Origin of the sequence: Thioalkalivibrio sp. ALJ7 (assembly GCF_000376865.1) — a bacterium.
Lineage (GTDB): Bacteria > Pseudomonadota > Gammaproteobacteria > Ectothiorhodospirales > Ectothiorhodospiraceae > Thioalkalivibrio.
Genome location: NZ_AQXQ01000012.1, coordinates 35,485 through 61,968 on the forward strand (window position 1 = coordinate 35,485; position 26,484 = coordinate 61,968).

Here is a 26,484-nt window from a genome sequence, read left to right on the forward strand (position 1 = left end):
GAACAGGCTTCTCCGGGGATTCCCGAACGGTGGTCCCGAGGCGTTACAATGCGGCGAAATCCTGCCGGATAGCGGCGCAACAGGCCGACCGGTCCGAGGAAGCGACCGGTCACAAGAGTGAATTTCAAGGGAGAAACAGCATGACGTTCGTCGTTATCGATAACTGCATCAAGTGCAAGTACACCGACTGCGTCGAGGTCTGCCCGGTCGACTGCTTCCATGAAGGCCCCAACTTCCTGACGATCGATCCGGACGAGTGCATCGACTGCACCCTGTGCGAACCGGAATGCCCAGCCGAGGCGATACTGCCAGAGGATGACGTGCCAGAGGACCAGATGCATTTCATCGAGCTGAATGCCGAACTCGCCCGGACCTGGCCGGTGATCACCGCACGCAAGGACCCGCCGGACGATGCCGAAGAATGGGATGGCGTCGAGAACAAGCTGCAGTACCTGGAACGCTAGGGAGAACTCCCTAGGAGAACCGCTGATTCAGTGACCCGCTCGGGTCAACTCGAACGAATCCAGGCGCTCACGCGGGGGGGCCCAATCCTACCGTGAGCGCCCAGTCGGCGGCCTCGCGGCACTAACGCCTATTGCCGCATGACCGGTAGCCCGAGAGGGCTTCGTCCCCAGCCCCGCAACACCATCCCGGCTCGCCCTCCCGTCCGGCCACAAGGCCCCTGATCGGGCCATTTCTTCGGCCATTCCGCGGCTGTCTCCCGAACGATGCAGTCGCTTTCCCAGAAGTTTCCTTGATTTTTCATTTGGTTACGTGACGAAGGTCGCGAATGCGCACAGCGCCTGTATCGCGAACGAAACAATTTGTTCGCGGCGGTGCCGCGTGCCATTCCTGCAACCCCTTGTTAATCCTTACAAATCGAGAGGTGGCCCGAGTCCTGCAATGCATCAGGGCGCAGTAGCCAGACGGTTTCGTCATGGTCACTGCGTTCCCGGGTAACCGGATATCACCTACAAGGAGATTCGACCATGAACTTCAAAAAGACCCTGATTGCATCCGCTGTCGCCCTGGCCTTTGGCCTGAGCTCCGGCCTGGCACTGGCCAACCCCACCAACACCGCCGATGGCGAGGTCGGCGATCAGACCGCTACTGCCACCTCCTCGGCCGACGGCGGCGGCGCCTCGGCGAACGAGTATTCCCAGGCGTTCGCGATCAATGACTCCGATCTGTCCAACAGCTCGGACAACAGCACGCACGTCACCGACTCCGGCAACACCACGGTCTCGGATTCGGGCAATGACAGCTCGGACAACAGCCTGAACATCGCCGACTCGGGCAATAACAGCTCCGACAACAGCACGAACATTGCCGACTCCGGTAATACCACGGTCTCGGATTCGGGTAACGACAGTTCGGACAACAGCCTGAACATCGCTGACTCGGGTAATGACAGCTCCGACAACAGCTTGAATATCGCCGATTCCGGCAACGACAACTCGGACAACAGTCTGAACATCTCCGACTCGGGGAACGACAACTCCGACAACAGCCTGAACATCGCCGATTCCGGCAACGACAGTTCGGACAACAGCCTGAACATCTCCGATTCGGGTAACGACAGCTCCGACAACAGCTCCGCCAACGCCGACGACAACAGTGCGGCCGCCAACAACGGCTCCACCGCCACCGTGAACCGCGATCAGAGCGACCACTCCGATAACAGCCTCGCGGTCATGGATTCCGGCAATAACACCGCGACCGACAGCTTCAACACCATGCTGCAGGTCAACGCGGTGGTCAGCCAGAACGAGCTGTCCGGCACGGTCACCGGCAACTACGTGGACATCGGTGAAAAGTCGCGCAACACGGCTTACAACACGATCGGCTCCGATTCGTTCGTGGCACCGGCCGGCATCACCCAGGTCTCGCAGAACAGCGGGGCCAACAGCCTGACGCAACAGCAGGTATCGGTGCAGGCGCACCTCAACCTGGGCAACTAGCCTTCGTCGCGCGGCGGATCTCCGGATCCGTCGCGCCGCGGCCCACCACGGAGATTGCGGCCATGTCCCCTACCCTGAAGCGTCCCCGAGGCCTCGCACCCGCGATACTCGCTGGACTGGTCCTGATGACGGGCTCCGCCATTGCGGCGGATACCAACGAGAACCCAGTCGATCCCGGATCATCATCCTTACTGCCTATGCAGACCCTGACAGCGGTCGATACCGAAACCCTTAACCTGCAACGCGCACGGCAGGGCGTCAGTAATGTACAACTGGGCCAGGTTCACTCCCAGATTGCGCTGCATGACAACGTCGTTCTGGGCGGCCATGGCGGTACCAACCTGATCGCCAATGGCGCCTTCGACAATGCCCGCGGCTTCTCCACGGTTATCCAGAACACGGGCCACAACGTGGCCATCCAGGAATCCATGATCGTGAACGTCACGATCAACCCCTGAACATGACCCGCCGCCTTATTTTTCGGGTGCTGGCCGCAGTGGTCATCGCCCTGCAGACACCTTCTCTGCTGATGGCCCAGATGGGCGGCGCCCAGATTCCCGGTGTCATCGGGAGCATGAACATACCGGTCGAGAGCATGAAGACCCTGCGATTTCGTTCGGTCGTGCCCCAGCAATACGATTTCAGCTGTGGCTCCGCGGCTCTGGCCACCCTGCTGAGCTATCACTACGACCGACCCACCGAGGAAACCACCACCTTTGACGGCATGTTCCGCCGGGGTGACCAGGATCTGATCCGCACCCAGGGCTTCTCGTTACTGGACATGAAGACCTACCTCGAATCCGAAGTGGGTCTGGCGGCCGACGGTTTCCGCATCGGCCTGGACGACCTGGAGAACCTCGGGGTGCCCGCGATCGCGATGATCGAGACGCGGGGCTACCGCCATTTTGTGGTGATCAAGGGCCTGCGCGATCGCGAGGTGCTGGTGGGGGATCCCGCCCTGGGACTCAAGAGCTACCGCCGTGGCGAGTTCGAGGACGTCTGGGTCAACGACATCCTGTTCATCATTCGCGACGATGTGGAACGCGCGCGCCAGAGCTTCAACCCCCCTCAGACCTGGGCCGCCATCACCCGCGCCCCTGTCGGCGATGGCGTGGTTCGCAGCGATCTTTCCCGCTTCACCCTGAATCTGCCGCGGGCACGCGAATGGTAACCCCGTCCATCCCGACCACTCGGTACCCAACGCGCGCCCCGTGGCACCACCGACGGGCTCGATGGACGGCCCTACTGCGGGTGGCGCTGATGGCCATGGCCGTGGCCCTGCCGGCGACCGGCCAGGCCCTGGATGCCTTGCCCGACACCGATGATGCCCGTGTCGTTCCGGATCATGTGCTGGCACAACAGCGTGGAGGATTCTTCGGGCCCAATGGCCTGGAGATCACCTTCGGCCTGGAACAGATCACCTCCCTGAATGGCGAGATCCTGAACCAGACCACGCTGCAGCCACTGGCGCCCCTGGGCCACGCCGCGAACAGCGCATACGCCAGTAATCGCATCACGATCATCAACGGATCGGAGACGCTTCGGCCCCAGGCGCTCGTGACGGAGCTACCCAGCGGCCAGGGCTGGGTCACCAGCATCCAGAATGAGCTGGATGGCCAGGCCATCCATCATCAGACGATCATGCAACTGGAAATGCGCAATCTACCGATGCCCCGCAGCGACCTCGGGCGCGCCCTGGAGCAACAGCTTCTGGATGGCGGTCGCGGCTGGTAGCGCCCCCGACACGACCGCCCTCGCACGGCCACGACGTCAGAATCGCATAGGCAATCGGACGGTCATCTGTACATCGGGTGCCGACTCCGTCACGCCCACCCCAAGGGAGAAATTCAGGCTGGTGCGCTCGGTGAGGCGGTGCGATACGCCCCACAGGAGGGTCCCGACCTGACGCCGCCCGAATACCGGCTCCAGGCCTGGGTCATTCTCCACGCGCGTGCGAAACACCACGCTGTGGTCGTAGCCAAAACTCATCGAGGTGCGGTCGTTCAGGCTGATGGCCGCCCCCAGGCTGGCACCAAAGGCATCGCCAGGGTCGACCTTGCCGTAGTCCGGACCCACATCGCGCTCGATGTTCCACAGGTAGCTGACATTGGCGAACAGCACCGCCGGATCGGTTGGATAGATCATCGTGACACTCGGCTGTACTGCCCAGAAACCGGACCCGGTCGGCTGTTCCAGGAAGATCTCGCCCAGGCGATTGCCGTCCTCGTCCACGATCCGCCGCCGATCGACCGAGAACGGGTCCGTCCCGGTGCGGCTCTTGGCCTTCAGGTTACCAATGAAGAACGGCCGCCCACGGTCCGCCGTGTTGAACTGGTAGGACAGCCCGAATTCGATATCCCCCAGGCCACTGCCAGTGGACCCGGTCACCCGCTCCAGTTCGGTCCCTTCCAGAATGTCGCGTCGCCGTACCTGCTGTTCGCGGTAGACCCATGGGATCTTGACTCCGACCTCCAACCGGTCTGTCAGCCCGTAACGCAGAGCCACCGCAGCCGTCAGCGTGTCGCGTTCCGTCTCGCTGACGTCGATCAGTCCGATCGCCAACGCCGGAATGATCGTAAAGCCTTCAATCGAGACATCCAGTGCGCTGCTGTGTACATAGGACAGCGACGGTTCAAACACCCACTGGCCCTGCGGCGTGAGCATGCCGCGCTCCTCGAACACCGTTACCTGCGGCCCTTGATCCCGCGGCGCATCGCCGACCTCCTCGCGGGTTTCCTGAGCAAACACAGGGACCGACAACCCCAGCAACAGCGGGACCCATCCCGCCCCCTTCATCCCAACCCAGATCCTGTTCACGCGCGTTCTCCATGCCCCCGCGGGGCCACCCATCCGGAAACACAGCAGCGAACGCGCCCAACGGCGCGGCCGCATGTGCCCCCCGAAACCGGACCACCTCCACTCCAACCGAACCCGGTGTTCCGACGAACTCCGGGTTCAGCCCTTCTGTGGACGTACCCCGTACTTGTCGAGCAAGCGATAAAGCGTCACTCGTCCCACTCCCAACTGGCGTGCGGCCCGCGACACGTTGTTGTCGCACTGCCCCAGCGCCCGCATCACCGTGTCGCGCTCCGCACGTGCCCGCGCCTGCGCCAACGTCTCCTGGGAATCCGCACCCAACTGGGACGAAAACCCGAGATCCTCCGGCCGAATCAGGCGCCCATCCGCCATGGTCACGGCCCGCTGAATGCGATTGACCAGCTCCCGCACATTTCCCGGCCAGCGATGGGCATACAACGCGCGAACCGCAGCCTGGGTGAAACCACGCAAGCGCGCGTTCTGGCCCCGGAATCGTTCGAAATAGAAACGGGCCAGTTCCATGAGGTCCGTCCCGCGATCCCGCAGCGGGGGTACATCCAGCTGGATCACGTTGAGGCGGTAGTAGAGATCTTCACGGAAACGCCCAGCCTCCACGGCCTTCAGCAAGTCGATGTGGGTCGCGGCCAGCACCCGCACATCGACCTGAATCGGCTGCAGCCCACCCACCCGCAACAATGTCCCCTCCTGCAGGAAGCGCAGCAGATTCACCTGCAACTCGAGCCCGAGATCACCGATCTCGTCGAGCAACAGGGTCCCACCGTTGGCCAATTCCAGCTGCCCGATCTTGCGTCGGGCGGCACCGGTAAACGCCCCCGCCTCGTGACCAAACAGCTCGGACTGGATCAACTGGGCTGGCAACGCCCCGCAATTGACAGCCACAAACGGGCCATCCGCCCGGCGCGATTGGCGGTGTACCGTCTGAGCCGCCAGCTCCTTTCCGGTCCCGCTTTCGCCCTGGAAGAGCACCGAAGCATCCGACCCCGCGACGCGTTTCAATTGCCGCGCAAGCGCCAGCATAGGGGCGCTGTGGCCGATGATGGGCCGCCCTTCCACCACCAGGGGCGGTGTCCCTGCGGGGTCGCTGGGTGTCTCCAGGACAGCCATGCCACAGGCACGGCCCAGGGTGACCTCCAGGCGCGCCTGATCCAGGGGAAGGGTGTGGAAGTCGTAGCAGCTTTCACGGATCAAGTCGCGGAACACCGGACTCGGCAGCAGGCCGGGATGGACCAGGGCGATCCATTTGACGTGCTGGTGTGCATGCACAAAATCGATGAGTTGCGAGGGAAGGGGATGGCCAAGATCCAGCAGCCCCACCCGCACCCCGTTTAGATCGGGCCACGGCTCGGACAACGGAAGGCTCACACGACGCAACTGCCAAGCACTGGAAAGGGACCGCAGGGCCTCCCAGGCGTGGCCGCCCGCCTCCAGCCAGGCGACGTCACGCGGCGCGCCCGTGGAGCAGAAGCGGAACACCTCCGCACTCAGATCCCGTGCCTCTCCGCCAGCGCGGAACATCGCGCTGGGCAGTGCCGGCCACAGGGCCCCGTTGATCTTTCCTGATCCGGACATGGTCTTCTCCCAGTGCCCGCAATAATCCCTGGCTCCCCGGTCCCGGGGAGACCCTCATCACGTTTTGGAGTATAGAACGGATTCGTCAAAAACCCGTGACAACTGAAATACAACTGCCAACGAGACAGCGTCGAATTTCCGACGCCTTCCACTTCCGCGTACGAGTAAAGGAACTAGCGCCCCTTAACCGAAACCGGCCGGATCGGTTCGGGGAACAGGTGGCGTGGTACCCACCACAGGTACAGCGCCATACCCACCAGTTCGACCAGGGACTGGAACACCACCACAACCACGGCGAGCTCCAGTCCCTGCGGCAAAGCCAGGGCGATGGGCAATATCACGAACGAGTTGCGCGAACCGAAGCTAAAGGCGAGAACGCGGCCCTGCGCCACCGGCAGACGGAACGCTCGGGCCAGCATCCATGCAAAAAGTGGCGCCAGTACCAGGAAGCCGCCAAAGATCATCAACAGGGGCAGAAGGACACCGGCCCCATCCAGCACCGTATGGACCTGCGAGGCGGCGATAATGAACACCACCAGCGCCAGCAGTGGAACCGGGAACCAGGCCAATCCCGCAATCAGGCGCTCGCGGACGGGGGCGTCGCCCGCCCAACGTTCGGTGAACCAGGCCGCGACCAACGGCACCAGGATCAGGCCCACAAACGCCTTGAGCACGTCGCCACCGGCGAGTGTTTCGGTGAATTCCCCGCCAAAGAACAGCCACAGGTAGAGCGGCAAAAGCGCCAGCTGCAGAAGCAGCGAGATCGGGGAGAAGGCGATGGCCCGACGGGTATCGCCGCCCCCCAGATGGGTAAAGGTGATGAACCAGTCGGTGCAGGGCACCAGCAGGACCAGTGCGATGCCCAGCAGGATCGCCGCATCGCCCGGGGCCACCTGGAGGATCGCCCAGACCAGCAATGGGATGACGACGAAGTTGCCAATAACCGCGGCGACCAGCAGGCGCAGCTCGCGGAAGGCCTCGCTCAGGCGGACGAGCGGCGTCTGCGTGAACGTGGCGTACAGCAGCAACCCCAGCACCGGCCAGAGCACGACATCCAGCCAGGCACTCGCCTCCGGGGCGGCCAGCCCCAGAATAAGTCCCAGGGCAATTGTGACCAGGTAGATCAGTACCTGGTACTGCTCCAGGCGCTCCCGCATCGACGCAGGCCGTTCAGGAACGCCAGGGATCGTTTACCAGAGCCAGGTTTCGGGCTGCTCGATGGCGCGGTTGTCGTTGTTCGCTAGCAGCCCCTTGATGCAGCGCACCAGCATCCAGATGAGCAGGGCCAACAGAATCAGGAAGCCGATCCCGATCGGGGACGTAATCACACCGAGGACTGCGAACAGCAGCCCGATCCAGAAGGTGCGGATCTGGTAGGTGAAGTGGGAGACGCTGACGGCATCACTCTCGCCCCGTTTGATATAGGCAATGATAATCCCGGCAATCGCCGTAAGCGCGGTCAGAAAACTTACCAGGTAGAGGACGTACACCACGGTCACCATGGTGGTGTCCTTGCGCGGACCCACTGCAGGCTCACTGACATCACTGCGCACGACTTCCGGTTTCGGATCTTCAGACACCTTGCACCTCCTGTGGGGGATCACGACACGCGCCCCGAGATTATCAGACTCTACCGCTGACTATCCGGGACCGCCCAGCACGATCAGGACGATGCCGGCGAGAGCAAAGACAAAACCGGCGAGCTGCACCCGCGACATACGTTCGGCCTGGAAGAAGCGTGCCATCAGCGCGGTCGGCGCCGGCGACAAGGCCCCGGCGACGGCGATGATGGACAGAAGCCCCATGCGCACGGCCACTACGAAGGCCAGGGTCGCGGCGGCCTGAAGCAGACCCGCCAGCGACAGCAGCACGAGGGTCGAGCGACTCATGCCGGTCTGCGGGCGGCGGATCAGCATCACCCCCAGCAGGGTCACCGCACCCACCGCCGAGGTGGCCACCACCGGCCACAGCGGCGAACCGGCCTCCGCCTCGTTCAGAAACACGAATATCAGACCGAAGCAGACCCCGGCGATCGTCGCGTCCACCAGCCCGCGTACCGGGTGCTGGCCCCGGGCCAGCGCCATCAGGCCACGTACCGGTTCATCCAGACGCCGCGGGCTCGCCTTGCGCGAACCGCCGGAAATCATCCCGATGGCGATCACGATGGCGGCAATGCCAACGAGTGCAAGCAGACCCGGCTCCTCGCCCAGTGCAAGCCCGACCAGCAGCGGCACCAGTGCCGAGATCACACCCGTCACGGCGGCCACCAGACCCATCGAACCCTGGGCCAGCCCGTGGTAGTACGCCAGCAGGCCCAGCGCCAGAGCCAGCCCCGCGGCCCCACCCCAGACCAGGGCCTGCGTTCCGGGCAGCCCGGCCAACGGGAGGGCGATCACCAGCAGGGCCGCGGTTGCAAGGATCTGCGAGTAGCAGGCGACCACCAGCGCCGGGATGCGCCGGGAGGCCAGCCCACCGAAGAAGTCGCCGGCACCAAACCCGAGGGCCGTCAGCAGGCCCAGGAAGAAGGCCATGTCAGACCCGCAACCGGACCCGGTCGGTCAGGCGACGACGCCTATTCACCGGCGTTGGCGAGCATGTCCTTCAGGGCCTCTTCACTACCGGCATGGCCGACACCGGTGACCACGCCCTCGTCATCCAGCAGGATCACGGTGACCTGTTCGCGCTCATGCGGCAGGAAGCCGGCATCGGCCTCACTGTTGGTGACCACGATGGAGTAGTCGCGCGCCTGCATGCGCGGCAGAACGACGTTCTGCATGGGCTGCGGCGGCATCTCGTGGATATCGGCGATATAGACGATGCCTTCACGTTCCTCGGCATTCATTTCGCCCAGCACCGCATTGGCAATATCGGCGGGCGCCATCTCCACAGTCTTCAGGATGACACGGGCATTGCCCGGCAGCTCCACCGGGTTGCCGTGCTGGTCATTCAGGGTGCGCTCGGGGAACGGCTGACCCTCGGCAAACTCGGGCTCCGGGCCTCCGCCCGACATGCAGCCGCTCACCAGCACAAGCGAGGCCAGAAGAACGGCCGGAAAAACGAATCGGGAAACACGGGACATGGGGATTCTCCAGTCACTCGACAAATGGGTCGGCCGCGCATTCGCGTCGGCATGGAAGCGCCGCCGATGGTAACGCATCGAACGCGTCAGTAGACTGCAATCACCTTCACGGACGACCGCCCGTATGCTGCATTCGCTGATCAAACTGCTGCGCCCGCACCAGTACATCAAAAACGGGTTCGTGTTCCTCGGCGTGGTGTTCGCGCACGAGTGGGGCGAGCCGGATACCGTGCTCGCGGCCAGCATCACCTTTCTGGCGTTCTGCGCCATCGCCAGCGCGGTGTACGTGCTGAACGACATCGTGGACGTCGAGGCCGATCGCCGCCACCCGACCAAGCGCGATCGGCCGATCGCCAGCGGCAAGATCCCGATCTCTTCCGCCTGGGCCATCTTCGCGACGGCAGCCGTTATTGCGCTGATCCTCGCGGCGATGGTCAGCACCTGGGTGATCGGACTGATCCTGACCTACCTGGTGCTGAACGTGGCCTACTCCTGGTCGCTCAAGCACATCGTGATCCTGGATGTATTCAGCATCGCCGCCGGCTTCATGCTGCGCATCCTCGCCGGGACCCTGGGCCTGGGCATCGATCCCTCGCAGTGGCTGTTGCTGTGCGGCCTGATGCTGACGCTGTTTCTGGGCTTCTCCAAGCGCCGCGCGGAGCTCGCCGATGCTGCGATCGAGCGAGTGCCGGATGAGGAAAGTACGCGCCGCGTACTCGACGACTACAGCGTCAGCCTGCTGGATCAGTTCATTGCCATCAGCGCTGCCTGCACCGTGCTTGCCTACGGGCTCTACACGGTCAGCGCCGAGACCATCGCCCTGCACGGCACGGACGGGCTGATCTATACCCTGCCGTTCGTGATCTACGGGATCTTCCGCTACCTGTTCCTGCTGCATGCGCGGGGGGCCGGCAACGACACCTCGCGTGACCTGGTCACCGATCCCCACCTGCTGGCCACGGTCGCGGTCTGGATGGGCGTGACTATCGCCGTGCTCGCATGAGCGCCGTCCTGCTCTCCGGCTGGCGCCTGCGCGCGGTGATGGCCTCCATCATCCTGGCTGTGGCGCTTTATCTGGTGGTTGCCCTGTGGGCCGGGGCCGACGAGGTCTGGCGGGCCCTGAAAATGGTCGGGATCGGCGGCCTGGCCCTGGCATTGGCGCTGTCGCTGGTGAACTATTCGTTGCGCTTCACCCGCTGGCAGCTCTACCTGCACACCCTGCATCACCGGGTGCCCTGGATCGCCAGCCTGCACATTTACATCTCCGGATTTGCCCTGACCACGACCCCCGGCAAGGCTGGCGAGGCCCTGCGCGGCGTCCTCCTCAAGCGCCGGGGGCTGCCCTATCCCGACAGCTTCGCGGCCTTTGTCTCCGAGCGCCTGTCGGACCTGATCGCGGTGGTGCTGCTGTCGATGCTGGGGCTGACCCTGGTGGCCCAGGGCACCTGGCTGATCGCGGCCGGCGCGGCCTTCATCCTCGCGGCGCTGATCGTGCTGTCCTGGCGGCGGCCGCTGGCCTGGCTGCAGCGCATCAGCGACCGCCCGGGCCAGCGCCTATGGCGCAGCCTCCACCATATCGCGACGATCCTGTTACAGGCCCGGCGCTGCCATCGGCCCGGACTGCTGGCCGGAGCCACGGCCCTCAGCGTAATTGCCTGGAGCGCCGAGGCCCTCGCGTTCTGGTGGATCCTCAATGCGATGGGCTTCGAGGTCAGCTTCGCCTTCGCCGCCTTCGTATTCGCTCTGGCCATGCTGGCCGGCGCGCTGAGCTTCCTGCCGGGGGGGCTGGGCGGGACCGAAGCGGTGATGGTCGCCCTGCTGCTGTGGGCCGACATACCGCCGGCCGACGCGGTCGCGGCCACCATGCTGATCCGCTTCACCACCCTGTGGTTCGCGGTGATCCTCGGCCTGATCGCGCTCGCTACCAACCCCGAGGCCCACGGCCGCGAGCGCCCGGACGAGCACCATGCGTAGGCGCCTCGCTCTCACCACGTCATGGCGAAGCCCTGTAGGAGGCCAGCCCGCTGGCCGATGGGGTGCAACCAATGCCCCAATCGTCCGGAGGGCCGGGCTCCTACAGGTTCGAAGCCACAGAGCCGCAGAGGCCGCAAGATTCTCCTGGTGCCATCCCAACATCGTCGTGCGCAACCGACATTCCACAGCCCCGTCATTGCGAGGCCCCGCGGGGGCCGGGGCACAAAAGCGCGTAGCGCGTCGAACGGTCGCAGGCCGGCCCGAAGGGCGAGTGCAGCGAGTTATCCCCCGATGCCGGGAACAGCTTCGGGAGATTGCCGCGGCCCCTGCGGGGCCTCGCAATGACGGGTACGGGAAAGGCGCCGGAGGCCTTGCATGACTGCCAGCTGGAACCGCATCCCGCGGGTCGAGCATGCCGCCGAGGTCGCGCTTGCACGCCGCGGCCAGCCGCTTCCCCTGGACATTCCGCGCCCATTGCTCGCCCATGGCCTCGGGCGCAGCTACGGAGACGTCTGCCTGAACCCGGGGGCCTCGTTGCTGCACACGCCGGGGCTGGACCGCTTCATCGCCTTCGACGCGACCACCGGACAGCTCACGGCCGAAGCCGGGCTGTCTCTGGATGCGCTGCTGCGCTTTGCCGCTCCACGTGGCTGGTTCCCCCCCGTGGTCCCCGGCACCCGCTTCGTGACGCTGGGCGGCGCGGTCGCCAATGACGTGCACGGCAAGAATCATCACCAGGCTGGGAGCTTTGGTGACCACGTGCGGGCGCTGACCCTGCGGCGCTCGGACGGCCAGGTCATGGAAGTCACGCCAGAGGCCACCCCCGACTGGTTCGCCGCCACGGTCGGCGGGCTGGGCCTGACGGGACTGATCGAGACCGTAACCCTGCAACTGATGCCGGTACGCACGGCCTGGATGCGCGCCTGGTCACAGCGCTTCGACAGCCTGGACGCCTTCTGGGAACTGAACGCCCGAGCCGAACGCGAGTGGCCCTACACCGTCGCCTGGATCGACTGCCTGAACCCGGGCCCGGATGGCCGCGTCGGACGGGGTATCTATAGCGCCGCCCGCCACGCCACCACCGTGCCTTCGCGCAGCGAATATCGTGAACGCCGCCGCAGCATTCCGCTGGATCCGCCGGTTTCTCTGGTGAATCGCCTGACGCTGCGCGCCTTCAATCACCTCTATTACCGACAGCCGGTGCACGCCACTCCGCGTGCAGCCCATCATCTGCCCTGGTTGTTCCCGCTGGATGCGATCCGCCACTGGAACCGCATCTACGGCCACAAAGGCTTCTATCAGTACCAGTGCGTCCTGCCACCTCATACCGCGAAGGACGGCGTACAAGCCCTGCTGGACGCGATCGCCGCCAGCGGCCAGGGGTCGTTTCTTGCGGTCCTCAAGACCTTCGGCGCAAGCGCCGCGCCGGGCATGCTGTCGTTCCCGCGCCCGGGCGCCACGCTGGCACTGGACTTCCCGGAGAAGGGCCGCGATACCGAGCGCCTGTTCGCGCGCCTCGACGCGATCGTGCAAGAGGCCGGCGGTGCCCTGTACCCTGCGAAGGACGCACGCATGCCGGCGGCCGTCTTCCGTCAGGGCTTCCCCGACTGGGAGACCTTTGCCGAGTATGTAGACCCCGAATTCTCCTCCGGCTTCTGGCGCAGGATGACTGCATGAACCCGATGAAAAACGTTGTCCTCTTTGGTGCCACCTCGGCCATCGCCAGCGCGGTCGCCCGCGATCTCGCGGAGCAGGGGGCGCGGCTGTTCTGCGTCGCCCGCGACGCCGAGGCCCTGGAGGCCCTGCTCGCCGATCTGCGCGTGCGTGCCGACGACCCGGATGGCGCCCGCATCCTGGGCGCCACTGCGGATCTGGCCGACAGCGACGGCCACGCGGCCCTCTGGCAGCAGGCGCAGGAGGGCCTGGGCGAGGTGGACAGCGTGCTGCTGGCCTGGGGCACCCTGCCCGATCAGGCGGCCTGCGCCGCCTCCGTGGACGAGACTCTGCAGGCGATCCATGTGAACGGCACCAGTGCCATCGCCCTGCTCGCCCGTATCGCGCCGGACTTCGAGGCGCGCGGGCGTGGCGTGATCGCCGCCATCGGTTCGGTCGCCGGCGATCGCGGACGCCAGAGCAATTACACCTACGGCACCGCCAAGGGAATGCTGGCCACCTACCTGCAGGGCCTGCGCAACCGCCTGTTCTTCAGCGGCGTGGACGTGGTCACCATCAAACCGGGCTTCGTGCGCACGCCGATGACCGAGGGCCTCAACCGTGCCGGGGCCCTGTGGGCGGAACCGGAGACCGTTGCCCGCGGCATCATCCGCGCCATGCGACGCGGACGTGAGGTCGCCTACCTGCCCCGGAAGTGGTGGGTCATCATGACGATCATCCGCCTGATCCCCGAGTACCTGTTCAAACGCCTCAAGCTGTAGTCGTGAGCTCCACACCCAACCAATCCGGGCCCGCGCGGCGCATCGTGCTGTTCGATTTCGATGGCACGCTGACCCGGCGGGACAGCCTCTTCCCGTTCCTGCGCCATGCCCTGGGGACCGGCGAATTCCTGCGTCGCCTGCCCGCCTGTGTCCCGGCCCTGACCGGCCTCGCGCTGAAGCGCCTGTCCAACCAGGACGCCAAGGAGGCCGTGCTAACCCGAATGCTCGCCGGCGAGACCCTGGCCCATCTGCAGGCCAAGGGGCGCGAGTTCGCCGATCGCAAGCTGGATCGCCTGCTACGGCCCGCCGGCTTGCGCGCTCTGCAGGCCCATCAGGCGGCCGGGGACGAGTGCGTACTCGTCTCCGCCTCGCTGGACGTCTGGTTGCGGCCATGGGCCGAACGCCATGGCATCCAGGGTGTGGTCAGTTCGCGGCTCGCCGTGGATGACGCCGGGCGGGTTACGGGCCGTCTGGATGGAACCAACTGCCGCGGCGCGGCCAAACCGGCCGCCGTGGCCGCCTGGCTCGCCACCCTGCCACCGGAGGAAACCGTGGACATCACCGCCGCGTATGGCGACAGTACGGCGGATCGGCCGATGCTCGAACTGGCCCGCAGCGGCTATCTCCTGCGCCTGGGTCAATTCCGCGCAGCCCACGGAGCCGACACGGAGAAACACCCCGCGTGACCAACCCAAGCCCCACCTGGCCCTGGCTGGCTCGCCACTACGGCGCGATCCTGCTGGCCGTCCTCCTGGTGAAGATTCTGATGGCCTGGTGGGTGCCGATCACCGGCGACGAGGCCTATTTCCTGGTCTGGGGACGCAACCCGGATCTCGGCTACTACGACCACCCACCGATGATCGGCTGGTGGCTCAGCGCGATCCTGCCACTGTCGGATCACCCACTGGCGATCCGGGCCCTGGGCATCTTCGTCTCCATGGCCCCGGCCCTGGCGATCTTCGCCTGGTGGCGGCATACCGATCCGGTTCGGGCACGCCTGGTCTCGCTGCTGGCGCTGTTCATGCCGCTGTTCTTCATCGCAGTGATCACCGCCACCGACACCCCGCTGATCCTGTTCAGCCTGCTGGCCACCGCACTGACCTGGCAGGCCCTGCGCTCGGGGCGTGCGGCGTGGTTCCTGCTGGCCGGCTTCGCGCTGGGGCTCGCGTTCCTGTCCAAGTATTTCGCGGTGTTGCTAGGGATCGCGCTGGGGCTGCACATCCTGTTGTTCGCGCCGCGTCACTGGCGCGGGCTGCTGCTGATCATCCTGGGCGTGGTCCCGGCGGTCGCGGTCAATCTGTACTGGAACTGGGGCAACTGCTGGTACAACGTGATGTTCAACGTCGTGAACCGGCATGGCGAAGGCGGCTTCGATCCCGGCAACTGGCTCACCTACGCGGTGCTGCTGGTTTATCTGTTCACGCCCTGGCTGCTGTGGTTCTACGCTCGCCAGTGGCGCGCCCTCGGTATCGGCATCCGCGAGCACCGCTTCGGCGTCTTCCTCTCCGCCGGGCTGATCCCACTGCTGGTCTTCGCCCTGCTGGCCCCGTTCAAGAGCATCGGGTTGCACTGGCTGGCCGCCTTCGCCCCCTTCCTGCTGCTACCCGCGCTGTTCCTGACAGGACGCGCGCTGAACATCAGTGCCTGGCTCTCGGGTGCCCTCGCGCTTCTGCATGGCGTGGTCATCCTGACCATCGCGCTGATGCCGGTGGAATGGCTGAAGAGCCAGGTCCGCTACGCCGACGCGGTGTTCTACCTGGCGCCGGAATCCGTCGCCGAGGCCGTGGCCGGGTATGACGACGACTGGCACCTGTTCACCCGCAGCTACTCCCGCTCCGCGGTACTGGCCTACTACGCCGGGCGCGAGGTTGGCGTGTTCGGGCCCGGCTCCCATTACGGGCGCCAGGACGATCTGCTCACCGACTTCCGCGCCCTGGACGGCGCCAACCTCCTCTACCTGCCCACGCGCGGCGAACTGGACCTGGACCATGTCGAGCCCTTCTTCGACGAGGTCCGGGTCAAAGAGATCACGATCCGCGGGGTCGAATGGTCGCTCGCCGAGGGCCACGGCTTCGACTTCACCGCCTACCACGAGCAGGTCCTCCAACCGATACTCGAGCGCTACTACGACTTCCCGGCCTGGCTGCCGGAGGGCCGCTGTGCCTTCACCGACCGCTACACCCGAAAGGCGAACTAATCCCCTTGGCAACCGGCTTCTGCAGGGTTCACGCCAGGTTGTGGCGATGCATCTTGCGCCAAAGGGTCGAGCGATCCATCCCGAGTTCCTGAGCAGTGCGGGTACGATTTCCGGCGTTCGCGATCAGGGCCTCGCGCAGGCGACGGGCTTCTGCATCTTCAGAGGCACGAGCCAGGCTGCCCCCGGAAACCGCATCGGGCGAGTTCATCGCGTCGGCACCTTCGCCATCATTCGACGGCAGGTTGGCGGCCGCCGACTGGATACCGGAGGTCGCTTGCACCAGTGGATCGGACAGTTCGAAGTCACGAATCTCGCCGTTGCGTGAGCGCAGGCACATGCACTGGAAGGCGTTCTCGAGCTCGCGAAAGTTTCCGGGCCAAGAGTACGCCATCAGCTTGCTCCGCAGATCGGGCGCGAGACGGAGTTCATTGGCCGACTCGAACTGATCAAGCGCCTGCTGCAGGTCAAGAGGGCGTTCGCGCAGCGGCGGAAGGGAAACCGTCGCTACGGCCAGGCGGTAGTAGAGGTCGCTGCGAAACTCACCAGAAACAACGAGCGCCCGCAGATCCTTGTTCGATGCGCCCACGACGCGCACATCAACGATCCGCGACTGATTCTCACCCACTCGCTCGAACGTGCCGTCCTGAACCGCTCGCAGCAGCTTGGCCTGCAGCTTCGGGCTCATCTCCCCAATCTCGTCCAAGAACAATGTACCCGCGTGGGCGGCCTCGAACCGCCCCTCGCGGTCATTCACGGCTCCGGAGAAGGCCCCACGAACGTGGCCGAACAATTCGGATTCCAGGAGTTCTTCCGGGATGGCGGCGCAGTTCACCTCGACGAAGGGTTTGCCCGCCCGCGGGCTGTGCCGATGCAGGGCGCGGGCGACACGCGTCTTGCCCGTGCCGGACTCGCCCAGAATGACTACTCGCACGTCACTGCCGGCCACCTTGCGCGCAAACGCGAGTGCCTTGCGGCACTCGCTGTCCAGCGAGCGCAAGGTCTCCGACGGCCAGGCCCGGGCCGTGGTCACCGTCTCCGACTCTTCGCTCCGCCGTCGCAAAGGCTGCAGGGTGATCAAGCGCAGCCGCTCGTCGCCCTGCATACGCACCGACTGCTCGATAACTCGCAACGGCAGGGACTCCCCGTCAAGGTCGACGGACAGCGTGAAATCCACGTTCGCCATGGGTCCGGCATGCGCGTTCGTACTCGCATCATCCAGCGCTCGGCGCAGATCGAGGGGCCCCAACTGGGCCAGGGTAAGAGAGGCGTTTTCCGGGAGATTGAAGAGGGTGTGGAAGGCAGGGTTACCGAAAACTACGTTGTCTTGATCGTCGACGATGATGTGCGGGTCTCGACTGTGTCGAATGCATATCTTCGCCAATTCCGTTCCGGTCATGTCGCCTCCCGCCCCACAAGACGTTGGTGGGGACGAGCAGGACGGTACATGCAGAATTTATTTCACCGCAACTATTTGCAGACATCTGTGAGGGACTTTGCCGGCTGCCGGAGCGAGGCCCGATACGTTGCACTGTTGCGCGCTGTTGTTGCGAAAGCGTTGCAACGAAAATCCACGTTAAAAAAGAGATTTATGAATGGAGACCCGCGGCCACACACGCTCCGCCGTACATGGCATGTTAATTGCCTTACTCCTCCGTAGGGTAATTCGTCCCCGGGTAGCCGCGCGCCCCCTCTCTCCAGGTCACGCGTCTACCAGCGAATCGTCTTACCTATGGACAGGGCCTGGAAGTGCCGTCGGAACCGCTCTTCGCGGTTAAGTCGATTAACAAGCCCAAGGCAGTGCGGGCCGGAAGCCCGCGCTCTCCGAGCGAATGGAGGGCTGTTTACCACGTTTGTTCTCCTTTCGGCCTGCTCCGTGGGAGCAGGCCTTTTTAGAGAGCAGGATGGCTGCCAAGCCGAAATACAGGGCGCTTCGCCCGCGTTCCCGGGGGCCAGGGGGTCCACGCCGGTAACTCGGGCCACGCTCCCGAAATGCGCAACGAGCGGGCTTGATCCCGACGGCGCGATAAAGGTCTGGACTATATAGCCGGACCCGAGGATGAAGGCAGTTTTCGAAAGCTGCCGCCCAATGAGTCAGCCCATTCGATACAGAGGAGTCTGTTCATGAACACACGTACCTACATTGCGGGCATCTTTTCCGCGCTCGTGCTCACCAGCGCGGCTCCAGCCGTGGCCGCCGATGCCAACGACGAGATCACTCGGGGCCAGTTGATGGCCGCTTCCTGTCAGGCTTGCCATAACGCGGCAGGTGCTAACGACGGCGTCACTAATTTGTCCACCCTTTCGGAAAACCTGATCGCCAGCCAGATGCGCGCATTTCGGGATGGCCAGCGCGACGGGACGATCATGGATCGTCACGCCAAGGGGTACACCGATGAAGAAATCGACGCCATGGCAGCGCACTTCGGCAATCAATAACAGGGGATAGATCATGAGTCATTTCACGCGACGCAGTTTTCTCAAAGTGGCCGGAATCACCGGGGCCGCGACATTCACCGGCATTGGCTGTGCACCTGGCGATTCACAAGCATCCAACGGCGCCCATGTGGTGGTGGTCGGCGGCGGGTCTGGCGGCGCCACTGCCGCGAAGTACCTAAAGCAGTTCTCGCCGAACCTGCGGGTTACGCTGATCGAGCCCAACGCCACGTATTACACCTGCTACGGCAGCAATTGGGTCCTCAGTGGTTTCGCCTCGATGGACGACATCGCTCAAACCTACGACAGCCTGCGCAACAATCATGGAATCGAGGTGGTGGCAGACCGCGTAACGGCCGTCGATGCCGAGAACCGTCGCGTTCACCTGCAAGGTGGCGACCGCGTCGACTACGACCGCCTGATCATGTCTCCAGGCATCGACTTCAACTACGATTCGGTAGAGGGCATCGACGAATCCGATGCGGAAGCGATTCCCCATGCCTGGAAGGCCGGCGACCAGACCCGCCTGCTGCGCGACCAGCTGGAGGATATGCCGAATGGCGGCGTGTTCGTAATGGTCGCGCCGCCCAACCCCTTCCGCTGTCCTCCGGGACCCTACGAACGGGTCTCACTGATCGCCCACTACTTCAAACAGCACAAGCCGCGCTCGAAGATCATCGTGCTAGATGCCAAGGACGGCTTCTCCAAGCAGGGGCTATTCGAAGAGGGCTGGGCTCAACACTACGGTGAAATGATCGAATGGCGAGCCGCGTCTGAGGGCGGCCTGGTCGAAACTGTAGACGTGGCCGAGAAAACAGCCCGTGCCGACAGCGGATTTGAACGCGTCAAGGCCGACGTCATGAATTTTATTCCTCGCCAGCGGGCCGGACAGATCGTCCGTGACGCGGGGCTTGTCAACGAAGAAGGCTGGGTGCCGGTCAATCAGCAGACCTTCAAGACCGAGGCCGACGCCAATATCTACGTCCTGGGCGACGCCAGCGTGGCCGGCGCCATGCCGAAGTCCGGCCATTCAGCCAACAACCAGGGCAAGATCGTTGCGGCGGCGGTTGTCCGCGAATTGGCTGACCAGGAACCGTTGAATCCTTCCTCGGCCAATACTTGCTATAGCTTGGTGACCCCGGACCACGGGATCAGCGTGGCCGCGGTATACCAGTACAAGGACGGAGCGCAGTCCGGCGTTGAAGGTGCCGGCGGCGTGAGTCCCTCCGGAGCCAGCGAAGAATTCCGTGCCCGCGAAGCCGGATACACGCAAGGCTGGTACAACGGCATCACTGCGGACATCTGGGGCTAGCAAACCGCAAAGCATTGTGCTGGAGGCGTTTCAGCTTCAGCCGGGGACAAGCGACGCTTGTCCCCTTTTTTATGTATGATCGAACGAACCTTGTACACATCTTTTGCACGCTCATTACAAATGATAAATGCAAGGCGACGGAGCCACTATGTCGGACGAACTGCCTCACAAAGCAGTCTCAGACGCGCTGTCACAACTCGAGGCGCTGGATTTATCGCTCGAGCGCGATCTTTTCCTGCGCAAATTGATATCGGAACTAGCCTTCGCTCTGGAAAAGACCGTCGGAGTGGAAGAGGCATCCGGTTTCATCAGCCTCGTGGGGCAGGCAATCGGTGAATGGATAAACCGGGAGTACCGGGATGCCTACGGCCAACTCCGGTTGGATCCGGTCCAGGTCGCATCCGCATGCGTCGATCTGAAACGACGCATTCAGGGCGATTTTTTCGTCATCTCGATAGACGCAGACAAAATCATCTTTGGGAATCGCGCGTGTCCCTTCGGCAACGCTGTAAAGGGTCGTCCTTCACTCTGCATGATGACTTCCAACGTCTTCGGAACCATCGCGGCGGAGAACCTTGGGTACAGCAAGGTCCGAATCGATGAATCGATCGCTCAAGGGCACGCCGGTTGCCAAGTCACACTCTTTCTGTCAGAGGGCACCGCAGCGGGTTCCCAAGGTCGCGAATACTATGGCCTGTGAATCAGGCCGTGCGAATGAGGCAACCGGAACATGAGTGACCTGTTTCGGAAAGCCTACGACCCTCTCGACGAATGCGCATTACTGGTTTCGTCATGCGGAACAATTTTAGCTTGCTCTCGGGCACTCGCCAGGCGGCTCGAACGGTCACCGGCGGAACTCACATCTACACCGCTCACATCCTGGCTCGAACATGGCTCGGATCTTGGCCCGGATGATGTGACGAACCTGCTGGCTCGTGCCCAGCGAACACCAGAACCCGTCCCTATGCCGTTGCGCCTGGCGAATCACGCTAAACGGTTCGGTGGGCATAGAAGCAAGGCCTTTCGCGCCCCAACAGCCTTCGTTGACGATGCAGGTTCCGGTGTCGTGATCGTCTGGGTATCGAGCGACTCCGGCTGGGATCGCAAGTTTGCCCTGCTGAACGAAGAACTGGAGAAGACGCGCGCACTACATCAGCAGATCCGCGCCGAGCGGGATCTGGCTGAACAACGGAGGGAGACCCATCGCATAACGCTGGAAGCGCTCAGCGAAGGCGTCCTCACAACTACACCTACCGGGAAAATAACCTTCATTAATGACGCCGGGTGCAAGATACTTGGGTTACCCCGCGCGGCGCTCGAGGACTGCCCGGTGGATGACTGCATGGCGGTGTACGCGGACGTTCGGAACATCTCTCTTATCCAAACGCAGGAAGACCTCAAGGAACGCATCGCATCCAGCACCATCCGCACCGGATCTTTCCTTCTGGCAAGCGCCGACGGAGGGATTCGTAGCGTCGAAATCGAAAAAAAGGATTTTGACGAACATGTACGAATCGGCAGCGTTTATGTACTCAGTGACGTCACGGCCGACCGAATTAATGAGCGCCAGCTCGAGTATCAAGCGACGCATGACCACCTGACTGGTCTGACGAATCGTCATCACTTCGAAAGCGCTGTGAAGGAGCGTATCAGCCACCGTAATCCGGCCGGGCCGAAGACGGCGGCACTGATTGCGCTCGACCTCGATCGCTTCAAGCTGGTTAATGACAGTGCCGGCCACGCCGCGGGCGATCAGCTGCTACGCATGGTGGGTGAAGCGCTGCGCCGTCACCAACGTAGCAGCGATGTGGTCGTGCGGCTGGGCGGTGACGAATTCGCCATGTTCATGCCTGGTGTAGGCCGGAGGGAACTGCCAGGCATCATTTCGCGGCTCATGCAAAATATCGCCTCCATCCGCATCCCCTGGGGCGACGGCGCGATTTCGTCTTCAGTGTCAGTGGGTGCGACGATGTTCACGCCGGCCACCGAGCCCCTTGACCGTGCGCTGCAAAAGGCCGATATGGCCTGTTATGTGGCGAAGAACCAGGGGCGTAACCAGTTCCATATCTTCACGGATTCCGACGAGCTAAACGAGGTCGCCGGGTCCAGCGAGCTCGAGATCCTTGCCAGAGTGCGCAGCGCGCTGGAGCAAGGTACCTTCTTTCTCGAATTCCAAACGATCCAGGCCCTCGGACAATCGCGCCCCCCGATGGTCGAGGCGTTGCTCCGAATCCATGATGCAAAAGGCCTGCTCATGCCCGGACAATTCATTCCACTGGCGGAAACGTACGATTTAATGCCGGACGTCGATGCTTGGGTTGTGCATCAGGTTCTCGAACGCCTCGGACAGGAGAACGATTTTCGGGCGGCCGGAGGAATGGTCTCCGTCAACGTATCGGGGCGGTCATTGAACAACAAGGCATTCCTCAAGGCGATCACGGAGACCTTGAAACGCTTGCCCGAGTGTGCACATCACCTGGTCGTCGAGATTACAGAGACCGCCGCCCTGGAAAGTCTTGATCGAACGTCCGAGATCATCAGGCAGCTGAGCGTACTTGACGTTCATTTCGCGATCGATGATTTCGGGTCGGGCTACAGCAGTTTCAGCTATCTCAAGGCCTTGCCGGTTAGCTTCGTCAAGATCGACGGCGAGTTCGTTCGTGACATGCGGAACGACCGCATGAGTAGCGCCATGATTCGAGCCATCAACGAGATCGCTCACTCCGTCGAGCGCTTGTCGATCGCCGAATATGTCGAGGACGAGGAGACCCTTGAGGCGCTGAGATCGATGGGGATCGACTACGGGCAGGGGTTTCTTCTCGGTCATCCAACCACGTTCGAAGAAGCGGTCAGTTCACCGCCCCTTAAAGTTAGCGGTGACGAGATTTCTCCACAATCGCGCTCCGGCGACATCGAACGAGCACCCCCTAAGCAAGGCAGAACGTCGCAAGTTACTGATGAATAATGTCAGAACGCATTTCTGCCAGCTTCCGTAGCAGACGGTTTTGAGCGGCAAGCGGGACACGCGCCGTGTCCATCGCGGTGATGAGATTTTCCACTAGGGCGTTAAACTCGGCCTCGGTAATCTCCATGCCGCCATGCACAAGCTCCATGCTGTCTCCGGAGTATTCACAGGGACCGCCCGAAATATCGCAGATCTGCTCAACCAGAAGACGCCTGAAGCGCTCGACGTTCGTTTCGGCGAACTGTTCCACAATGCGCAAATCGCGCGAGATTTCGACCAACAGCTCCTCGACGATGAGGTCAATGCCACCCAATCCTCCAAGTTGCTGAAACAGCCGGTCATCACGTTCAGATTCGTCCGCCAAGATCTGCGCCGGAGCGATCAAGGACAATGTGACCACGCTCGCCGCGACGCTGGCTACCCATCGATTCATCGGCATTCCCCTAAAAGCTCGCCTGAAGGGACAGGTAAGCCCCGGACTGACGTTCCAGACCCGCTACCGAACCGAGATCCACGAATGCGCCGATGACCGAGAAGTTCTTGTTCGGGAAATACCCGATAAACACGTCCCACCAGTCATCCTCGTCGACACCCGAGAGATTCGCTCGCTTCTGCCGATACTCAATGCCAACGGCAGTGTTGCGACTCAGAAACAGGGCCGCAGAGGCCTCCCCGACCAGCCGGTGGCTATCGTTCTCTGCGCCCCCGAATCCCAGGAGCCCCGTCTCGTTCGCATTCGTGGCCCGCACGGTACCGTTCAGCAACAGACTGCGGCCACCCGGTCCCGCCAGGAAGAGTTTGCTAGCCGACAGGTAGACATCGGTACCAGAACTCGAACGCGCCCCCAGCGCAGAAGGGATCACGAAATCCTGCTGACGTTTGTGCTGCACCCCTAAAGAAATCTGTGGCATATCCGTGTAGATCAAATCGCCGGCGAGCCGCATCTTGGCCCCAAATACGTTCTGCCGCACCTGAGTATCTAGCGGACCCACGTCAAGACGCTGATGTCCGAAGCTGAGTTCGAAGCGATTATCGAATCCCACGCTAAGCGCCAATACCGAGAGGTCGAGGTCGCGCGTGGTGGCATATGAGACCGTCGCATCCGCGCCAAACTCGTCCTCCGCCCCATAGCCCGCAATCACGGCCCAGGGGACGACCCCTCCGCCAGCGGCACCCTCGATCTGAGTCCCACCGCCAGTGGCCAACAGCCGACCTCCGGTATCCGATGATGCCGGAACGGATACCCCAATCAGAGCCATTCCGGCGATCCATCCCGCTGTGATCCTGCGCCAGTGCATCATCGCTGCGTCTCCCGTCGCCTATGTTCTTGTGATTCTGGCCTTGCGCCTATGACCGAGCGGCGAGCCATTCCTGGTAGGCCATTGCGGACAACGGCTTCGCAATACCAAAGCCTTGGGCATAGTCGCAACCAAAGCTTGCAAGCTGCTCGCGAACAGCGTCCGTCTCGACACCCTCGGCGACCACGGTCATCCCGAAATCGTGACCAATACGAATCATGGACTGAATGACTCTCCATGCATCATCACTATCGTCGAGGCGCAGCAGGAATTCCCGGTCGATCTTCAACTCGTCTGCCTGGACACGCTGTAGTTGCGCCAGGGACGAATACCCGGTGCCAAAGTCGTCGATCGAGATCGCCGCACCCAGGGACTTGAGCTCCGCAATCGTGGCCAGAGCCTGGTCCAAATCCTCCATCAGGTAGGTTTCGGTCACCTCGACCACCAATCGACCCGCGGAAACGCCGTGGGCGTACAGAATATCGCCAATCCGGGTGGCCAGACGCTCATCCTGGAGATCCCGTCCAGAGAGATTGACCGATAGTCGTACGTCCACCCCGGAACCCTGCCAATCGGCAATCTGACCGACAGCGCGCTCCAGCACCCAGTCGGTTAGAGCGGTGATGGTGCCCGACTGCTCCGCCAGGGGAATGAACTCGGCCGGCGAAATGTTGCCCAGCTGGGGGTGCGTCCACCGCAGCAGTGCTTCAGCCTGGTTGGCAAGGCCTTGACACAGGTCCAGCTTGGGCTGGAACGCCAATTCCAGCCCTGTCGCCGCTGGGCTGAGGCCTGCCTGGGATCGCACCGCATCCGCCAGTTGGCGCAGGGCCGCAACGATCTCCAACGATCGCATATACCGGTCCTCTTCGCCCGTGACATAGATACCAAAGGGCTGTCGATCACGCTTCGCCCGGTTCAGGGCGATTTCGGCCCGACGCAGGATGGCTTCGACCGAGTCGCCATCTTCCGGCGCACCCACTAGACCGGCGACGACTTCGAGTTCAATGCTGGCATCGTCGAACACATAGGTACCGTTGATCTGTGCAAGAAGCCTCTCGCCCTCTGTGCCACAATCCACCACCGCGCGTTCGGATATCCAGACAAAGACATCACCTCCCATGCGCGCCACCAGCATTGGTTCGAGCTCACGCAGTCGCTGGGCGACGGCCTGCAGCAGGCGGTCGCCAACAGTCGGTCCCAACAGGTTGTTGATCTCGCCAAAGTCACGCAGGTCAATCAGCGCGACCGTCAACCTCCGATCTGCACCAAGCGCCGCCACCTCGTCAGCGAGATCGATCGTCAGACGCGTGCGATTGGGGAGTTGAGTCAGGGGATCGTGATAAAGACGATAGAGCAGCTTGTCCTCGCGATCCCGGACAGCCTCGCTCATCGTATTAAAGGCTTGTCCAAGCTGTCCGATCTCGTCACGGCGACGCGTGGGGACCGGTATGTGATATGAGCCGGCGGCAATCTCGCGTGCCCGCCCGGCTAGATCGGAGACCGGGCGCGAGATAAGCTTTCCCATCCACGAGGCGGACAGGATAGCCAGTAACAGCGCCAGTCCACCGATCAGCAACATTTGGTCACGCAGGGTGAAGTACGCGCTCATGGCTTCGGACAAGTCGTTCTCGAGCATCGCCAATGGCGCACCGGCATAGGTGGGATCCAGACTCACCACGTGAACCAGCCCGTCGTCCGAGACATCGGAAAAATCCGGCCTGGGTCCTTCAGCCCCACGGGCGCCATCCAGCGCATCCGGCCGCGTGCGCGGAATTTCTCCGCCAAGCAACCGCCGCGAATCCGCCAGGGGTTCAGAATGTTTCTCGTTCGCAGACCAGATACTGACGTGTTGCCCTGTCAGGCTATGGATGCGCCGGGCATAGGCATCGTCGATATGGAACGCAAAGCCCGCCCAGCCAATTTGCTGCGGTGCACGCACGGGTACCAGCACCGTCTCGTAGGCTTGACCGGCCAATTCGTAAATACCCGCCGAACCATTAAAGTGGCGTGCCTGCTCGATCAGAGCGGGTGCCAAGAAATCCGCATCTGCGGGGACGGCGTCATCATCCGTCGTTGCCACGACCTGACCCTCCGGATTCAGAACGAAACCGAAGTCGGCCTGAATCCGTTGACCAAAATTATCCAACGCCGACCGCATGGTCGCGGCGTCACGGCTTGCGACCGTTTGGCGGAACCCAAAGTCGCTCGCGGTGATCTCCGCGTTTTGCAGCGCCGTCGAGAGATCCGCAAGCAAGAGTTCCTCGAAAACGCTTGCGGCCACCTCCAGTGCGCGTTGTCCCTGGTTGATCGCCGTATTCTGGGCAGCCGTCAAAACGGCCAGCGTACCCCCCGCAACCACCATCAGGAGAACGACCGCGATCGACAGGAAAATCCGGGTTGCGAAACTGTTCAGCACAGGGATT

25 protein-coding genes are annotated in these 26,484 nt (G+C 63.1%); 15 read left to right on the forward strand and 10 right to left on the reverse strand.

The window, feature by feature from the left end; translation table 11 throughout:
* Nucleotides 1-140: 140 nt before the first annotated feature.
* The 5 genes from fdxA (at nucleotide 141) to D002_RS0108860 (ending at nucleotide 3,695) form a co-directional block, all read left to right on the forward strand.
* The gene (fdxA, locus tag D002_RS0108840; RefSeq protein WP_018141558.1) at nucleotides 141-464 is read left to right on the forward strand and encodes a ferredoxin FdxA; all 324 of its coding nucleotides are present in this window, start codon (nucleotides 141-143) and stop codon (nucleotides 462-464) included.
* Between the two features lie 525 nt (nucleotides 465-989).
* On the forward strand, nucleotides 990-1,961 hold the full coding sequence (locus D002_RS0108845) for a hypothetical protein (RefSeq protein ID WP_018141559.1): 972 nt from the start codon (nucleotides 990-992) through the stop codon (nucleotides 1,959-1,961).
* 104 nt (nucleotides 1,962-2,065) lie between these two features.
* On the forward strand, nucleotides 2,066-2,419 hold the full coding sequence (locus D002_RS13135; RefSeq protein ID WP_026181623.1) for a hypothetical protein: 354 nt from the start codon (nucleotides 2,066-2,068) through the stop codon (nucleotides 2,417-2,419).
* 71 nt (nucleotides 2,420-2,490) lie between these two features.
* Nucleotides 2,491-3,132, forward strand: coding sequence for a C39 family peptidase (locus tag D002_RS0108855; RefSeq protein ID WP_231362947.1), 642 nt, complete (start codon nucleotides 2,491-2,493; stop codon nucleotides 3,130-3,132).
* 89 nt (nucleotides 3,133-3,221) lie between these two features.
* Nucleotides 3,222-3,695: a hypothetical protein gene (locus tag D002_RS0108860; RefSeq protein WP_231362939.1), complete on the forward strand. Its 474-nt coding sequence runs from the start codon at nucleotides 3,222-3,224 to the stop codon at nucleotides 3,693-3,695.
* A 36-nt stretch (nucleotides 3,696-3,731) separates the two neighbouring features.
* Here the strand turns inward: D002_RS0108860 and D002_RS0108865 are convergent, their stop codons facing one another.
* From D002_RS0108865 to D002_RS0108890, 6 genes are all read right to left on the reverse strand, one after another.
* Nucleotides 3,732-4,757, reverse strand: a complete 1,026-nt coding sequence (locus tag D002_RS0108865; RefSeq protein ID WP_018141563.1) for a transporter — start codon at nucleotides 4,755-4,757, stop codon at nucleotides 3,732-3,734.
* A gap of 159 nt (nucleotides 4,758-4,916) precedes the next feature.
* Nucleotides 4,917-6,368, reverse strand: a complete 1,452-nt coding sequence (locus D002_RS0108870) for a sigma-54 dependent transcriptional regulator (RefSeq protein ID WP_018141564.1) — start codon at nucleotides 6,366-6,368, stop codon at nucleotides 4,917-4,919.
* A 173-nt stretch (nucleotides 6,369-6,541) separates the two neighbouring features.
* Nucleotides 6,542-7,525 (reverse strand): arsenic resistance protein, encoded by a 984-nt coding sequence (locus D002_RS0108875; protein ID WP_018141565.1) that lies wholly within the window; start codon nucleotides 7,523-7,525, stop codon nucleotides 6,542-6,544.
* A gap of 33 nt (nucleotides 7,526-7,558) precedes the next feature.
* Nucleotides 7,559-7,948, reverse strand: a complete 390-nt coding sequence (locus tag D002_RS0108880; protein ID WP_018141566.1) for a hypothetical protein — start codon at nucleotides 7,946-7,948, stop codon at nucleotides 7,559-7,561.
* 60 nt (nucleotides 7,949-8,008) lie between these two features.
* On the reverse strand, nucleotides 8,009-8,899 hold the full coding sequence (locus D002_RS0108885) for a DMT family transporter (protein ID WP_018141567.1): 891 nt from the start codon (nucleotides 8,897-8,899) through the stop codon (nucleotides 8,009-8,011).
* A gap of 41 nt (nucleotides 8,900-8,940) precedes the next feature.
* Nucleotides 8,941-9,447, reverse strand: coding sequence for a hypothetical protein (locus D002_RS0108890; protein ID WP_018141568.1), 507 nt, complete (start codon nucleotides 9,445-9,447; stop codon nucleotides 8,941-8,943).
* Between the two features lie 94 nt (nucleotides 9,448-9,541).
* Between D002_RS0108890 and D002_RS0108895 the strand changes: the two genes are divergently transcribed.
* The 6 genes from D002_RS0108895 to D002_RS0108920 all read left to right on the forward strand — a co-directional run bounded on the left by D002_RS0108895 (nucleotide 9,542) and on the right by D002_RS0108920 (nucleotide 16,053).
* Nucleotides 9,542-10,450: a decaprenyl-phosphate phosphoribosyltransferase gene (locus tag D002_RS0108895; RefSeq protein WP_255349321.1), complete on the forward strand. Its 909-nt coding sequence runs from the start codon at nucleotides 9,542-9,544 to the stop codon at nucleotides 10,448-10,450.
* Nucleotides 10,447-11,421, forward strand: coding sequence for a lysylphosphatidylglycerol synthase transmembrane domain-containing protein (locus tag D002_RS0108900; protein WP_018141570.1), 975 nt, complete (start codon nucleotides 10,447-10,449; stop codon nucleotides 11,419-11,421). Before D002_RS0108895 ends, D002_RS0108900 begins: the two co-directional genes overlap by 4 nt.
* A gap of 375 nt (nucleotides 11,422-11,796) precedes the next feature.
* On the forward strand, nucleotides 11,797-13,098 hold the full coding sequence (locus tag D002_RS0108905) for an FAD-binding oxidoreductase (RefSeq protein ID WP_018141571.1): 1,302 nt from the start codon (nucleotides 11,797-11,799) through the stop codon (nucleotides 13,096-13,098).
* A gap of 5 nt (nucleotides 13,099-13,103) precedes the next feature.
* Nucleotides 13,104-13,856 (forward strand): SDR family oxidoreductase, encoded by a 753-nt coding sequence (locus D002_RS0108910; RefSeq protein ID WP_369772099.1) that lies wholly within the window; start codon nucleotides 13,104-13,106, stop codon nucleotides 13,854-13,856.
* Between the two features lie 2 nt (nucleotides 13,857-13,858).
* Nucleotides 13,859-14,542, forward strand: coding sequence for an HAD-IB family hydrolase (locus D002_RS0108915; RefSeq protein ID WP_018141573.1), 684 nt, complete (start codon nucleotides 13,859-13,861; stop codon nucleotides 14,540-14,542).
* Entirely contained in the window at nucleotides 14,539-16,053 is a 1,515-nt protein-coding gene (locus D002_RS0108920; RefSeq protein WP_018141574.1) for a glycosyltransferase family 39 protein, read from the forward strand. The genes D002_RS0108915 and D002_RS0108920 overlap by 4 nt, the downstream gene beginning before the upstream one ends.
* Before the next feature lie 28 nt (nucleotides 16,054-16,081).
* Here the strand turns inward: D002_RS0108920 and D002_RS0108925 are convergent, their stop codons facing one another.
* On the reverse strand, nucleotides 16,082-17,449 hold the full coding sequence (locus D002_RS0108925; RefSeq protein ID WP_018141575.1) for a sigma-54-dependent Fis family transcriptional regulator: 1,368 nt from the start codon (nucleotides 17,447-17,449) through the stop codon (nucleotides 16,082-16,084).
* A 725-nt stretch (nucleotides 17,450-18,174) separates the two neighbouring features.
* On the opposite strand from D002_RS0108925, the gene D002_RS0108930 reads away from it, so the two are divergent.
* The 4 genes from D002_RS0108930 to D002_RS0108945 all read left to right on the forward strand — a co-directional run bounded on the left by D002_RS0108930 (nucleotide 18,175) and on the right by D002_RS0108945 (nucleotide 22,763).
* Complete coding sequence (locus D002_RS0108930; RefSeq protein WP_018141576.1) at nucleotides 18,175-18,489, forward strand: c-type cytochrome; 315 nt, start codon at nucleotides 18,175-18,177, stop codon at nucleotides 18,487-18,489.
* Between the two features lie 13 nt (nucleotides 18,490-18,502).
* Nucleotides 18,503-19,798 (forward strand): NAD(P)/FAD-dependent oxidoreductase, encoded by a 1,296-nt coding sequence (locus D002_RS0108935; RefSeq protein ID WP_018141577.1) that lies wholly within the window; start codon nucleotides 18,503-18,505, stop codon nucleotides 19,796-19,798.
* A gap of 148 nt (nucleotides 19,799-19,946) precedes the next feature.
* Nucleotides 19,947-20,498: a methanogen output domain 1-containing protein gene (locus tag D002_RS0108940; RefSeq protein WP_018141578.1), complete on the forward strand. Its 552-nt coding sequence runs from the start codon at nucleotides 19,947-19,949 to the stop codon at nucleotides 20,496-20,498.
* A gap of 30 nt (nucleotides 20,499-20,528) precedes the next feature.
* Nucleotides 20,529-22,763 (forward strand): bifunctional diguanylate cyclase/phosphodiesterase, encoded by a 2,235-nt coding sequence (locus D002_RS0108945; protein WP_231362940.1) that lies wholly within the window; start codon nucleotides 20,529-20,531, stop codon nucleotides 22,761-22,763.
* Here the strand turns inward: D002_RS0108945 and D002_RS0108950 are convergent.
* From D002_RS0108950 to D002_RS0108960, 3 genes are all read right to left on the reverse strand, one after another.
* Nucleotides 22,750-23,196, reverse strand: a complete 447-nt coding sequence (locus tag D002_RS0108950; protein WP_018141580.1) for a group 1 truncated hemoglobin — start codon at nucleotides 23,194-23,196, stop codon at nucleotides 22,750-22,752. The genes D002_RS0108945 and D002_RS0108950 overlap by 14 nt on opposite strands.
* Before the next feature lie 10 nt (nucleotides 23,197-23,206).
* On the reverse strand, nucleotides 23,207-24,022 hold the full coding sequence (locus tag D002_RS0108955) for a DUF3034 family protein (RefSeq protein WP_018141581.1): 816 nt from the start codon (nucleotides 24,020-24,022) through the stop codon (nucleotides 23,207-23,209).
* A gap of 88 nt (nucleotides 24,023-24,110) precedes the next feature.
* The gene (locus tag D002_RS0108960; RefSeq protein ID WP_018141582.1) at nucleotides 24,111-26,477 is read right to left on the reverse strand and encodes a bifunctional diguanylate cyclase/phosphodiesterase; all 2,367 of its coding nucleotides are present in this window, start codon (nucleotides 26,475-26,477) and stop codon (nucleotides 24,111-24,113) included.
* Between the last annotated feature and the right edge of the window lie 7 nt (nucleotides 26,478-26,484).

Coding starts and splice junctions, on each gene's coding strand:
- D002_RS0108860 (WP_231362939.1), top strand. CDS start 3,222: ATGGCCATGGCCGTGGCCCTGCCGGCGACCGGCCAGGCCCTGGATGCC.
- D002_RS0108910 (WP_369772099.1), top strand. CDS start 13,104: ATGAAAAACGTTGTCCTCTTTGGTGCCACCTCGGCCATCGCCAGCGCG.
- D002_RS0108945 (WP_231362940.1), top strand. CDS start 20,529: ATGAGTGACCTGTTTCGGAAAGCCTACGACCCTCTCGACGAATGCGCA.
- D002_RS0108855 (WP_231362947.1), top strand. CDS start 2,491: ATGGCCCAGATGGGCGGCGCCCAGATTCCCGGTGTCATCGGGAGCATG.
- D002_RS0108935 (WP_018141577.1), top strand. CDS start 18,503: ATGAGTCATTTCACGCGACGCAGTTTTCTCAAAGTGGCCGGAATCACC.
- D002_RS0108950 (WP_018141580.1), bottom strand. CDS start 23,196: ATGAATCGATGGGTAGCCAGCGTCGCGGCGAGCGTGGTCACATTGTCC.
- D002_RS0108885 (WP_018141567.1), bottom strand. CDS start 8,899: ATGGCCTTCTTCCTGGGCCTGCTGACGGCCCTCGGGTTTGGTGCCGGC.
- D002_RS0108870 (WP_018141564.1), bottom strand. CDS start 6,368: ATGTCCGGATCAGGAAAGATCAACGGGGCCCTGTGGCCGGCACTGCCC.
- D002_RS0108940 (WP_018141578.1), top strand. CDS start 19,947: ATGTCGGACGAACTGCCTCACAAAGCAGTCTCAGACGCGCTGTCACAA.
- D002_RS0108925 (WP_018141575.1), bottom strand. CDS start 17,449: ATGACCGGAACGGAATTGGCGAAGATATGCATTCGACACAGTCGAGAC.
- D002_RS0108900 (WP_018141570.1), top strand. CDS start 10,447: ATGAGCGCCGTCCTGCTCTCCGGCTGGCGCCTGCGCGCGGTGATGGCC.
- D002_RS0108955 (WP_018141581.1), bottom strand. CDS start 24,022: ATGGCTCTGATTGGGGTATCCGTTCCGGCATCATCGGATACCGGAGGT.
- D002_RS0108890 (WP_018141568.1), bottom strand. CDS start 9,447: ATGTCCCGTGTTTCCCGATTCGTTTTTCCGGCCGTTCTTCTGGCCTCG.
- D002_RS0108865 (WP_018141563.1), bottom strand. CDS start 4,757: ATGAAGGGGGCGGGATGGGTCCCGCTGTTGCTGGGGTTGTCGGTCCCT.
- fdxA (WP_018141558.1), top strand. CDS start 141: ATGACGTTCGTCGTTATCGATAACTGCATCAAGTGCAAGTACACCGAC.
- D002_RS0108930 (WP_018141576.1), top strand. CDS start 18,175: ATGAACACACGTACCTACATTGCGGGCATCTTTTCCGCGCTCGTGCTC.
- D002_RS0108845 (WP_018141559.1), top strand. CDS start 990: ATGAACTTCAAAAAGACCCTGATTGCATCCGCTGTCGCCCTGGCCTTT.
- D002_RS0108905 (WP_018141571.1), top strand. CDS start 11,797: ATGACTGCCAGCTGGAACCGCATCCCGCGGGTCGAGCATGCCGCCGAG.
- D002_RS0108875 (WP_018141565.1), bottom strand. CDS start 7,525: ATGCGGGAGCGCCTGGAGCAGTACCAGGTACTGATCTACCTGGTCACA.